Raw genomic sequence first — 12,356 nt, 5'->3', positions numbered from 1 at the left:
GGAAGATCTCTATGCAAAATGTAATTGTCCAAAAGAGCAATCTAAATTTGAATAAACTGCTACTGATCGGTGGGGCGGTTTCAGCACCGTTGTTTTTCGCAGTAGCCATCGTCCAAGCATTCACGCGTACGGGATTCGATATTAGGCGTCACGCCATCAGCACCTTAACGCTGGGCGATTTGGGTTGGATTCAGAGTGCCGATTTTATCGTCACCGGCTGTCTCGCGGTGTTGGCAGCCATAGGAATTCGCAGTTTGCTGCAAGGCGGCAAGGGAGGAGCATGGGGACCATTGCTCATCGGGATTTACGGGATCGGCATGATAGTGGCCGGGCTGTTCCGTCCAGATCCTGGCCTCAGCTTTCCTCCCGGTGCCCCTGAGGGCATGCCGACGTCGATGAGCAGCTCTGCGGCCATCCATTCTTTGGCTTTCTTTACGGCATTCATCTGCCTGGTTGCGGCATGTTTTGTTTTTGCCCGCCGGTTTGCCGCGCTAGGCGATCGCAGCTGGAAGACCTATTGCATAGCGACGGGCATCATTTCTCCTTTGCTTATCGCAGTGGGCATGGTCATGAATAGTTGGATCGGCGTTATTATGGGGTGCGCCGGATTGGTGGCGTTCGGATGGGTTTCGGCTCTTTCCGTACGATTGCGCGCTGAAGTCTCTAGAGCATAGGTTCATATTAGGAAGGCTACGAGACACATTCGTCACTGACGAGTGTGTTTTTTAACGCCAAAAATTTCAGGAGACTGGCTATTTACTTAAATGTGTTGCTTAGCGTACGTTTTTCGCGAATATTCTAACCGGACATCGTAGTGAGGCCGAATTGTCGGGGATAGCGCATTGTAGTTCCGTTCGCGGTGGGATAGTGTTCCCGGTAAAAACGGACTTTTGTTCGAAGCCGGATGCAAAGCTCATAAGGTTTGTTTGCGGAACACCTTGACAAGGAGAGCCATAGGCATTAGGATATACAATGACAATGATAATCGTTCTCATACATATAGGGAGGGTAAAGATTTATGCTAACAAAGAAATTCCAAGCAAACCGCAATCTAGGGGGCAAGCTGCTAATTCTTGCAACTGTAATGATGCTCGTTCTAGCAGGCTGCGGGCAGCAAACAGAGAATAAGAAACCGGAAGCTGCGGCAAGCAGCACACCGACAGCGGAGAATAAGCAAAACAGTACGGCAGAATATACGGTCAAGCACGCAATGGGCGAAGCGAAGATCAAAGGCACGCCCAAGACAGTCGTTGTGCTGACGAATGAAGGCACCGAAGCTGTTTTGGCTATGGGCATTAAGCCTGTTGGCGCAGTAAAGTCCTTTACGGTAACGGGAGATTGGCACGATCACATTAAATCGGATATGGAAGGCGTTAAAGTCGTTGGAGACGAGAACCAACCGAACCTGGAAGCGATCGCTGCGCTCAAGCCGGACCTGATTATCGGCAATAAGCTCCGTCAGGAGAAGGTGTACGCGCAATTATCGGCTATCGCACCGACCGTATTTTCCGAAAAACTGATGGGTGACTGGCAAGTTAATTTCAAGCTTTACTCCGAAGCTTTAAATAAAAAGGCCGAGGGCGATAAAATCATCGGTGACTACGAGAAACGCATTGCTGATTTCAAACAAAAAGCCGGCGACAAATTGAACACGAAAGTGTCCATCGTTCGTTTCATGCCGGGCAAGGTTCGCATCTATATGAAGGACACGTTCTCCGGAGTCGCTTTAAATAAGCTTGGTTTCCAGCGTCCTGCTCCGCAAGATCAAAACAAGTTCGCCGATGAGATCCAGAAGGAACGCATTCCGGATATGAACGGAGACGTGCTTTTCTACTTCACTTACGATAATGAAAAAGGTGAAGCAAACAAAACCGAGCAAGAGTGGCTGAATGACCCGCTTTGGAAAAACCTCGATGTCGTGAAAAAAGGCAACGTTCATAAGGTTAACGATGCGGTATGGAATACGGCGGGCGGTATTAAAGCAGCGAATTTGCTGTTGGATGATTTGGAGAAGTATTTCCTGAAAAAATAATGCAAAAGAAAAATGACCGGAGCAAAGGCGCTCTGGTCATTTTTACGTCTTTTTTAATCACGTGTAATCGTTACGACTTGAGTATCTTGATCGAACTCGACTTTAGCGCCCAGCTTTTCTGCGATAAAACGAATGGGTACATAAGTTGCACCGTTTCTAAGCGCAGGAGCGCTCTCTAATGCTACGCCGGTGCCATCGACCGTTGCCGTTTTACTGCCGACGGTCATGACGATGAGGGTACCGTTTAATTCGTCTTTGATCGTAACTTGCTTCAACTCCGGATTCCATTTGACCTCAGCTCCTAGCTGCTCGGAGAGGAATCTTATAGGAACCATAGTCACCTCATCTTCGTTGATAAATGGCTGGGTCAGGCCATACAGACTATCATCATCTTCATAGGAATTATTACTTTCGACAATGAAATGCAGCTCTTTTTTGGTAACGTTCAAATCATCTTTCAGCAGCTTGTAGAATAAAGAGTTTTTATCAAAATTGTTTACTATCGCATAACCCTGGAACGCATCCGAATCCACATTCAGCACGCCGCCGGAGGTGTCGATGGTGCTCGCAGTTACGGATTTGCCGATATTCCAGTTCTCGAATGCTGCCTTCAACTTGATGGCAGATACGCCGGCGTCCGGTTCGGTAATAGGAATATGAAGCTCAAGCAACGATTTACGGATTTGCTTATCCTGATCGATGTAGTAATCGGCTTTGAGTGTTGTTTGATCGCTGAGCAGAGCTTGCAGTTGCGCGCTGGCGGAAGGTGAAGAGATGCTGTCCTCCATTGTCTTATCAAATTCGTCGACAGCCTTCTTTAAAAATACTTGAATCGTTGTGTATGCGAATTCTACGACTAAGGTTTTGTTGTCCAGATAGGCCATTGCTAAATCCTGCATGACGGGTATGCGGTTTAATCCGCCGGTATCTTCGCCCGATTGGGATTGCATGTCTTTGATCTGTTCTTTAACAATCGGAATGATCACGTCATACAGCTGGCCGAGCAGCTCTTTCAGCCCTTTTTCATCGGCGAGAATGTTGGTCAGAAACACCTTGAGAAGACCGGTCAGCTCGCTGCCGTTCAATTCCACGTGCGCCTTTTGCAAGCTGAGCGTTTCATTGTTCACTTGCTCCGAGACACTGGTTACGGAGATTTTATTTGGATTTGGCGCATTCGTCACGAAAAATTTAATGAGTGCCGGCTGCAATTGTTCTACGCTTTTCGCTAACTTATCCTGAATTTCCTGAGACAATGGAGTTGCCGCCCCGTCGGCATCGAATGCCGTTTGATCAAAGACGATCGGCTTTTTACCGCCTTCGATGTGAATGATGATTTTGGTGCCGTCGACGACAATTCGGAACGGAATCGTACCTTTTATGTATTGAAGTTCCGCGTCAATGGATGCGTGCTGCTTGTCTTGGAGTTTGGCGCTTTTGATCGTAATTTTTGTGTTTTTCAGAGCTTGGATCAGTGCCTTTTCCCGGGGTGAAAGCTGATCGGTGTTACCCTCAACCAGTTCTAATTCCAGAGAACCCTTGGATTCTATTGATTTTACATTCACGCTGTTTTCCAAAGCTTGCCCGATATCAAGACCTTGTACAGCTTGACACCCCGTTAAGGCGATGAGCAGTAAGATGAGTACGGTGGAGATCCACCCTTGTAAACGTTTGTTCGGCATTCTGAAATCTACTCCTTTAATTTGATAGAATCTAAGATGGTGTATGATAGATTATACACGAAAAAGTTCGTAGGATTAGTGAGTTAAGACACATTTTTTGAAAAGATATTGCTTTGGTTGTCAGGTATGCGCTTTCTTGCTAAGATAAATAGAGCATACGTAAAGGTGGCTGGCCGATGAATCGAATCGAGGCCGAATTCAGTAACCTGGTGAAGGCATACCGCAAGCGTCATATGGGCAAGGGTCCGGAGCGCGTGACGACGACCTTCTCGAGACACTGGGCGATTTGTGAAATGGAAGGCAACTTGTCCCCCGTGGAAAAGTTTATCGCGAAGACCGACGATGGCAGGAACATGCTCCGCACGGCTCGCACGGAAATGGTCAAGGAGATTTACCGGGATCATCCCCCAGTGGAAATGGAAGAGCTGCTAGGCGCGAAATTCGTGCGGCTATTCGTCGATATCGACATTCAGAAGGATGTGGGGATGTCGGTTTTCGTCTTTGATCAGGATTTGGAGAAGAAGTTTAGTAAATAACAGGAAGCCTATCTATAACATCAATGATTGTAAATAAGGTGCTGTTGGCGCTTGGTAGCGACCCTGCCGGAGACTAACCACTGTGAAACATTCCATGACGATTCTTATCAATAAGAACCGAAAGGGCTGTTTTGCGGTGGTTTTTTTGTTCCTTTCCGCTAGCCACGGGAGACCAGTCCAATAAAGGAGATCATCCAATTATGGGGAAAACGAAACATACCGGGCCAATCAAGCTGCCGGCAAAACCAGATCCGAAGCTGTGGGTAAGCTGAATACCGTTCGGTCTCGGCAAGATCAAACCGCATCACATCCGGGATCTATAAGCACTTTGACGTTGTTGTGCTTCCTTAAGGCCATGATTCCGGCGTCTTCATGTCCTTCTTTCAACTGAGCGCGATTTATACATCTTTTCACGAGTCAGCAAGCTCCTTCTCTTAGCTCGAATTCCCGGGTAGAAATAGCAAAAATAAAAAAGCTTTAATAAAGAGATTGATGATGAATCAACTTTATGAAGGGAAGAGCACTTATGTATGAGTATAAATGGCATAATCGTTATTCCACGAAACCGTCGAATATTTTCGATGAAAATGGAAAGATGATTGGTTGTATCCAAAGAAACTATTCAAATACATTAGTGCGCATAATGGATATTATTTTGGAAGGAAACCTATTTACCGATTACACGATCACAGACGCAGAAAACAAATTAATAGTAAAAACGCATCATGTTCGCAGTTTTGTCAAGAGACGTCAGTATCTTATCGATTATTACGAGGGGAATGAACATTATCAAATTCAACTGATCGACAAGAAACTGTTTGATTTGGGAGAAAAGACTTCCTTTGAATATAAAGGAAACACATATCAATTGCGAAAGTCCCTTTTTGAATGGGCACAAATCGCACTTAATGATCAAGTTATTGCAGAATGGAAAGAGTCTCTTAAGCTACCTATAAAAGTTCATTTTAAACTATTGGATAAAAATTACGAGAACCAAGTTCTTTTACTGATAGGGATTTTCCATACTTATCTGCATGCAGCAAAATAATTTTTATAGAACTTTGAGGGAGGAAATTCAATTGAAAAAGAAACAGTGGGTATCCGTATTATTATCTTTTGTATTATCAGGATTAGGCCATCTTTACTTAGGACTTTTTTTGCGAGGAATTATTTTTATTGCTTTAATCTTGACTTCTTATTTTTTAAGCAAGATAGTTTCTCCCATCTTTAGTCTTGTATTTATCATACTATGGGTTATTGGCATGGTTGATAGCGCTAGACAAACTAAGAGAATCAATATGCAGCAATAGAGGCCTTTAGCCTGCAGAGATAGAGTAAGACTGATAATAATTATCAGTAATAAACATGGAATTATGTGAGACTAACAAGATGTTGTTGTCAGGTGCGAACTTAGTTGATATGATGAGAAGAGTTAGGCAATAGATAATATTTCAATAATTTCCTAATAAAAGCAATACTTAAAGAGCGTGTTGTTGGCACTTGGTAGCGAACCTGCCGGAGACTAACCACTGTGAAACATGAGTTGAGGCTTCCTTTAATGAGGGGATCCGAGGCTTGTTTTGCGGTGGTTTTTTGCTTGATTAACAATGGCAATTTGCATGGGCATACAGTATAGATATGTGGGATTCTGAGTTAATAGGATACTGGTTAGAGGCGAAGCAATGTAGAAGGGAAAGAAGAGAAATAGAAAAAAATAATGAAGAGTAAAGAACGGAGGAGCTGCTTAAAATGGGGGAAACGAAACATACCGGGCCAATCAAGCTGCCGGCAAAACCAGATCCGAAGCTGTGGGTAAGCCGGGTACCGTTCGGTCTTGGCAAGATCAAACCGCATCACATCCGGGAAACGGCCAAAATCGCTTGGCAGAATCGAGACAATTTGCCTTATGCATACCGCATCCTGACGCAGGGCGTCTGCGACGGCTGCGCCCTGGGTGTGTCCGGGCTGTACGACCAGACGCTGGCGGGGCCGCATCTCTGTACGACGCGGCTGAATGTGCTACGGCTGAATACGATGCCCGCGATCCGCGAGGACGTGCTGCACGCGGACATCGACGAGCTGCGCCGCATGAACAGCACCGAGCTCAGACAGCTCGGGCGCATCCCGTATCCGCTCATCCGCAGGCAGGGGGAGCGGAAATTCCGCCGCGCCAGCTGGGATGAGGTGCTGGATACGATTGCGGCGAAGATTCGGGCGATCGATCCGAAGCAGATGGCTTTTTACCTGACGGCCCGGGGTATCACGAACGAGTCGTATTATGTGGCCGCGAAGGTGGCGAGGCTGCTCGGTACGAGCAATATCGACAACGCTTCGCGCATTTGTCATTCGCCGTCGAAGACCGCGCTGAAGCGGTCGGTGGGCGTCGGCGCCTCGACCTGCAATTATAAGGACTGGATCGGCACGGACGTCCTGGTCTTCTGGGGCAGCGTGGCCGCGAACAACCAGCCGGTCTCGACGAAGTACATGTATGCGGCCAAGCGCAAAGGGACGAAAATCATTGTCATTAACCCGTACTACGAGCCTTCCATGGAGCAGTACTGGATTCCTTCGATTGCCGAATCGGCGCTGTTCGGCACGAAGCTGGCCGACGATGTGTATCAGGTAAACATCGGCGGCGATATCGGCTTCATGAACGGCGTCATGAAGACCTGGTTCGAGATGGAGGAGCGCCAGCCGGGCTCCGCCATTGATCACGCGTTCGTGCAGGCGCACACGAACGGCTATGATGAGCTGCGCGCCTACGTCGCGCAGCAGGACTGGACGACGCTGGAGCAGTCGTCCGGCATGACGCGCGAACGCATGCGCGAGTTCGCGGAGCTGCTGGCGCGTGCCAAGAGCGCGGTCTTCGTGTGGAGCATGGGGCTCACACAGCACCGCTTCGGCACGGACAACATCTCGCAGGTGGCGAATCTCGCCCTCCTGCGGGGCTTTCTCGGCCGCGAGCACTGCGGGCTGATGCCCATCCGCGGCCACAGCGGCGTCCAGGGATCCGGCGAAATGGGCGCCGATCCCTTCAGCCTGCCCGGCGGCGAATGGGGCAGCGCCGCCGACCGCAAGCGCATCGAGCAGCTCTGGGGCTTCGAGCTGCCGGGCTGGCAGGGTGACATCGTCGGCGTCACCCTCGAGAACGCGCTCCTGCCCGAGGGGCAGGAGCGGAAGCTCCGGATGTTCTACACATCCGGCGGCAATTTTCTAGAGACGATGCCGGACCCGGCGTTCGTCCGGCAGGCCCTTCATAATATAGATGTCCGTGTCCACCAGGACATCATCCTGAACACCTCCACGCTCGTCGACGCGCGGGAGGCGGTGGTGGTGCTGCCCGCGATGACGCGCTACGAGCAGCCCGGAGGAGGCACGTCCACCTCGACGGAGCGGATGGTGTACTTCTCGCCCGAGATCGCCGGCCCGCGTATCGGCGAGGCCCGCGCGGAGTGGGCGATCTATGTCGATCTCGCCCGCCGCGTGAAGCCCGAAGCCGCAGCGCTGCTCGGCTGCGGCAGCGCCGAAGCGATCCGCGCGGAGATCGCGCAGGCCGCGCCGAGCTATGACGGCATCGAGCACCTGCGGGAGCGCGGGGATGTGTTCCAGTGGGGCGGCGCGTGGCTCTGCGAGGACGGCGTCTGTCCGACGCCGGACGGCCGAGGCGCGCTGCTGCCGATCGAGCTGCCGGAGCTGCGCAAGCCGGAAGGGCATTTTGCCGTGACGACACGCCGCGGCAAGCAGTTCAATTCCATGATCTACAGCGAAGTCGATCCGTTTAACGATGCGGATCGGTACGATGTGCTGATGCATGACGACGATGCGTCTGCGCTTTCTTTGAGCGAAGGCGAGGCCATCGTTGTCTATAATGGCTACGGCAGCATGCACGGCAGGGTAAAGCGGGCCGATGTGAAGGCCGGCAACATCGAGGTGCATTGGCCCGAAGGCAACGCCTTGATTCCCAAGGGCGTGTATGAGACGTATGCCGGAATTCCGGAGTATAACACGGCTGTTATTGTTGAGAAGGCAGAAACCTATCATGCTCACAAAGATACACGCTATGTCGAGAAGCGGATCCAAGAGCTGGAAACTGAAATGGAGTGAAGCGCATGGAGCATGAACCTTCTTCCACCACGACATGGCGAATCCACCGCTATAACGGCGCAGAAATGCTTGAGCAGGAAGATGTCATTGCCGCTGAAGCACCGCTCACGATCAAAATCGATGGGGAAGAATTCGCCACCTTAGTCTGTACGCCGACGGATGTGATCGATTTGGTAACGGGTTTTTTGGCTGCGGAGGGCTTGATTCGGTTCGTGGATCAGATCGAGACCCTCACCCTGGAAATGGATCGGGGCTTTGCGCATGTGAAACTGCGCCATCTGCATCAGCTCAACCATGCGATGGTTTCAAAGCGGTTTATAGGGTCATGCTGCGGCAAGAGCCGCCAGTTTTATTTTCATAACGATGCCCAGACAGCCAAAACCGTCCGCACTTCCCTGCAAATTTCGATTCATCAATGCTTTCAATTGATGCGTGAGCTGCAGGAGCAGTCCGATGATTTTAAGGCAACGGGCGGCTTACATAATGCAGCGTTGTGTACGGCTGACAAGTTGTTGCTGTCAAGAGCGGACATCGGCCGGCATAACGCGCTGGATAAAATTTACGGACACATGCTGAGGCACCGACTCCCTGCCCGCGATAAGCTGATCGCTTTCAGCGGGCGCGTGTCCTCGGAAGTGGCGCTGAAAGCAGCCAAGATCGGCGTCGGCATCCTTCTCTCAAAATCCGCACCAACTGATTTGGCGCTTCGCCTTGCCGATGATCTTGGCATCACGGTGGTCGGCTTTATCCGCAAGGATCAGCTGACCGTATATACGCATCCGGAGCGAATACTAGAAGTTTGAGCCGTGAGACTTGGCGATAGCCCGATTTTTCCGTGTTAAAGCCAAGTTTTGGCTTAAAACCGGCGGTCGGTACCTCCTCAACAACTCGATATCCATCTACGGAGAGGGGCATGTCCCTATAGGGCCGGGTGTAGCACGTGGCTTGAATAACGAACAAAGTCATTAATTAGCCCATCATTTGACGCTAATCGATGGCAGAATAGGCTCAATCAATGCTCCAGAGAACAATGTTCTTTCTTTACGAAAATTGTTCGAGAATTAGCGTCCTTTGGTCACTATGTCCTCATTTATACGTTACCGGCTAGATTTAGCGCCCAAAGTGTCGTTGTTAACGAACGGAGGGCTTTAATCACTCAGAACGCGCCTTCACACCCCGGTTTGGCCCGGTTTTCTCGCCTTAACTAGCCCTACCCGGCCGGGCCGCAGCTTTTCCCGCATTAACCCGGTCCACTCTAAACTTCCGCCGAGGGCGTCCCCTCTCAGATTATTTTATGGGAAAAGTTGTATTATCTCCCGGTCTTCATTATGCTAGAATGAATCTAGTTATTGATAGAATGCTAACATTTGCCAAGAGAGGAAGACTAGAATGGGGAAATGGAATAGATTCACGAACAAAGGAATCGTTGCGCTGATCACCGCTTTCATGGTTGTATCGTCGGTAGGCACAGTATCATCCTATGCGGCTGAAGTGAACGCTGAGGTTCCGCAAGTGATAGAGAAGGCGTCGCCGTCGGTCGTAGCGATCATAGGGAAGCCTACCTCCGATGCGGATAAAGCATGGGAGAAAAATCGATATAATCTGGCACATGGAACCGGCGTTATCGTCGAGTCAAACGGTGTCATCGTGACGAATGCGCATGTGGTCAAAGACATGAAAAATATCGCCGTGGTCACCTCGGACGGTAAAACCTACAACGGACGAGCGACGAATATCGATGAGGAGAGCGATCTCGCTTTAGTTAAAATCGACGCTGCGGGACTGACGCCGGCGAAGATCGCGGCCTCCTCTTCCGACATTAAAGTGGGGGAAACGGTAGCAGCCATTGGCACGCCGATCTCCTTCGCATTGCGGAACTCCGTTACGGTGGGCATCGTGAGCGGTATCGACCGTTCGGTCAACTCGCAGTATCAGCTGATTCAGACCGATGCGGCCATCAATCCGGGGAATAGCGGGGGCGCGCTCATTAACATGAAGGGCGAAGTGATCGGTATCAATACGATGAAATATGCCGATTTCGGGGTCGAGAACCTCGGCTTTGCTATTCCGGTCGATACCCTCAAATATGTATTGAAGCATTTTCAGCTCTACGGCAAGGTGAAACGCCCTTATCTCGGTCTGGAATTGGAAGAAAGCTGGGAAGCGGTAGTGGGCTTGCCGAGTTCTACGGGCTTGCGGGTTGCTTACGTCGATCCGGATTCTCCGGCTGCCAAAGCCGGCCTAAAACAGGATGATCTGCTTGTCTCCATCGGCAGCAGCAAATTGAAGACGACGGTGGATTTCAACGAGGCGCTAAAGAAATATTTACCGAATGAAACAGTCAGTTTGACGATCCAATCCGGCAGTTCTGAGGTATCGAAATCGATCACGCTTGGGGAAGCTCATAGCCAAGAGACGCAATGGACACAAAATTCCGACGACGACTCTCTGGATGCTGACCGCGGCAAAACCAAAATCGGCGACAGCCATTACGGCTGGTCGATGAAATATCCCGCAGGGCTTGTAAAAAACCATCAATCCGATGATGGAGACGTTGTCAGCTTCGTGGATGCCAAAGGCGAATTCTCCCTATCCATTCGGGTGGACAATCAACAGAGCGACGAGTTGTCGCCGTCTGCCTTGCTCAGCAAGCTGGCCAGTGATGACGAGGATGAGTATGATTACGATTATGATTATAGCGGCGCGCCTTCCACTATTTTGGAACGTCAATATGTGAAACGGGAAGGAAGCCCGTATGCCAAAGTGGTCGGCCGCTCGGGCGATGACGGCTACGTTCAGACACGCGGCTATCTCCACAAGGGAAGCTTGTATACCTTGCACTTATTTGTGAACAAAGAACACTACAACAACGATTTCAAGCAAAACAGTTACAACGACCTGCTGGATAGCTTCCAGCCTGTCTTTGACGGCAAGGACCCGTCATTAAAAGACATCTCGGTTTATTCGAGCGGCAATACAACGTTTAAGAACGAGTATGGGTTATCCTTTGACCTGCCGGCCAATTGGGAGCAAGGCGGGTATACGTCAGGTTCTTCTTTCTTTAGCGACGATTACTCGCAAATGGTGCGTGTCAACGTAACTTCCGCCTCTTCCGGCGATACGCTCAAGGCATGGGTAGATCGTCAGCGCAAACAATTTGAAGCCGTTTATGTGCCCAAATACCGCAGCGTCAAGGAGCCTGAAGAGCTGACTCTAGCTGGGGTGCCTGCGCTCAAAGTCGCCTATTCCAGTTCGCTGGGCAGTAAGTGGATGGAGGGCTACTCGCTCTTTTTCATCAAAGACAAGTACAAATACGAGGTCGAGTTTACATACCCGCAGGAGACAGATGGTGATGAAGTGAAGGAACTGCTGGACACGCTGGCTTCTTCAATCAAGGTGGACAAAGACAATATGGATAAGGAGCTTGGCTTCATCCAAGATTTAGATGAGCTTCTGGATCCGAACCGTACGATCACTTATAAAAATGAAAAGTACAAATACTCCCTGCAAATCCCGGAAAGCTGGTCCAGCAGCAAATCCTATTCCTATGACAACAAAGACCAAAGCAGCAAAACCTTTTTCTTCACGGGCGGGTATTTGATCGTTCAAGCAGACCCGAAAGCAACTTACGAGAGCTTGGTAAAAGACGAAGATGCTGCACAGAAGAAGAGCCATGACAGCGATAACGAATATACGTTTACGGACTCCGAAGTGAACCTGTTCGACGACGTGAAAGCGAAGCAGTATGTCGTAAACTACGAAAGCGACGAAGTGCCGTACAAGGAAACGATCTACATTTTCCGAAAAAACAACATCAGCTACACGGTGATATTACGCATTGATGAAGCCGTACAAACCGCAGCCAATGAGGCACGGTTGAATAAAGCTTTTGAATCGATGAAATTTTTGGATGGCGGGAAAAAATAACAGGGACCCCTGCATGAAAGAACCTTCAAAACCACGCTGAAAAGTGTGGCTGGAGGTTCTTTTGCTGCATTTTCTTAT

Annotated in this window: 9 protein-coding genes; 8 read left to right on the top strand and 1 reads right to left on the bottom strand. The window is 49.8% G+C overall.

Annotation, left to right across the window (positions count from 1 at the left end):
* Nucleotides 1-11 precede the first annotated feature (11 nt).
* Nucleotides 12-674: a DUF998 domain-containing protein gene (locus tag ICC18_RS18040; RefSeq protein ID WP_188175836.1), complete on the top strand. Its 663-nt coding sequence runs from the start codon at nucleotides 12-14 to the stop codon at nucleotides 672-674.
* A gap of 344 nt (nucleotides 675-1,018) precedes the next feature.
* The gene (locus ICC18_RS18035) at nucleotides 1,019-2,032 is read left to right on the top strand and encodes an ABC transporter substrate-binding protein (RefSeq protein ID WP_188175835.1); all 1,014 of its coding nucleotides are present in this window, start codon (nucleotides 1,019-1,021) and stop codon (nucleotides 2,030-2,032) included.
* Nucleotides 2,033-2,085: 53 nt separating this feature from the next.
* On the opposite strand, the gene ICC18_RS18030 is transcribed toward ICC18_RS18035, so the two are convergent.
* Nucleotides 2,086-3,711, bottom strand: coding sequence for a copper amine oxidase N-terminal domain-containing protein (locus ICC18_RS18030; protein ID WP_188175834.1), 1,626 nt, complete (start codon nucleotides 3,709-3,711; stop codon nucleotides 2,086-2,088).
* A 176-nt stretch (nucleotides 3,712-3,887) separates the two neighbouring features.
* Here ICC18_RS18030 and ICC18_RS18025 point away from each other — a divergent pair, with 176 nt between their 5' ends.
* The 6 genes from ICC18_RS18025 to ICC18_RS18000 all read left to right on the top strand — a co-directional run bounded on the left by ICC18_RS18025 (nucleotide 3,888) and on the right by ICC18_RS18000 (nucleotide 12,278).
* On the top strand, nucleotides 3,888-4,247 hold the full coding sequence (locus ICC18_RS18025; RefSeq protein ID WP_188175833.1) for a Na-translocating system protein MpsC family protein: 360 nt from the start codon (nucleotides 3,888-3,890) through the stop codon (nucleotides 4,245-4,247).
* 526 nt (nucleotides 4,248-4,773) lie between these two features.
* The gene (locus ICC18_RS18020; protein WP_188175832.1) at nucleotides 4,774-5,295 is read left to right on the top strand and encodes a tubby C-terminal domain-like protein; all 522 of its coding nucleotides are present in this window, start codon (nucleotides 4,774-4,776) and stop codon (nucleotides 5,293-5,295) included.
* 31 nt (nucleotides 5,296-5,326) lie between these two features.
* Nucleotides 5,327-5,557 carry a sugar ABC transporter permease gene (locus tag ICC18_RS18015; protein ID WP_188175831.1) on the top strand — a complete coding sequence of 77 codons (231 nt, stop codon included), beginning with the start codon at nucleotides 5,327-5,329 and terminating at the stop codon, nucleotides 5,555-5,557.
* 439 nt (nucleotides 5,558-5,996) lie between these two features.
* A complete protein-coding gene (locus ICC18_RS18010) occupies nucleotides 5,997-8,351 on the top strand; it encodes an FdhF/YdeP family oxidoreductase (protein WP_188175830.1) in 2,355 nt (784 codons plus the stop codon).
* A 5-nt stretch (nucleotides 8,352-8,356) separates the two neighbouring features.
* Nucleotides 8,357-9,154 carry a formate dehydrogenase accessory sulfurtransferase FdhD gene (fdhD, locus tag ICC18_RS18005; RefSeq protein ID WP_188175829.1) on the top strand — a complete coding sequence of 266 codons (798 nt, stop codon included), beginning with the start codon at nucleotides 8,357-8,359 and terminating at the stop codon, nucleotides 9,152-9,154.
* 586 nt (nucleotides 9,155-9,740) lie between these two features.
* Complete coding sequence (locus tag ICC18_RS18000) at nucleotides 9,741-12,278, top strand: trypsin-like peptidase domain-containing protein (protein WP_188175828.1); 2,538 nt, start codon at nucleotides 9,741-9,743, stop codon at nucleotides 12,276-12,278.
* The last annotated feature ends 78 nt before the right edge of the window (nucleotides 12,279-12,356 follow it).

This window comes from Paenibacillus sedimenti (genome assembly GCF_014534655.1).
In the GTDB taxonomy this organism is placed as follows: domain Bacteria; phylum Bacillota; class Bacilli; order Paenibacillales; family NBRC-103111; genus Paenibacillus_E; species Paenibacillus_E sedimenti.
Note: the sequence above shows the minus strand (reverse complement) of the source record. Positions and strands in the feature narration are given on the sequence as shown.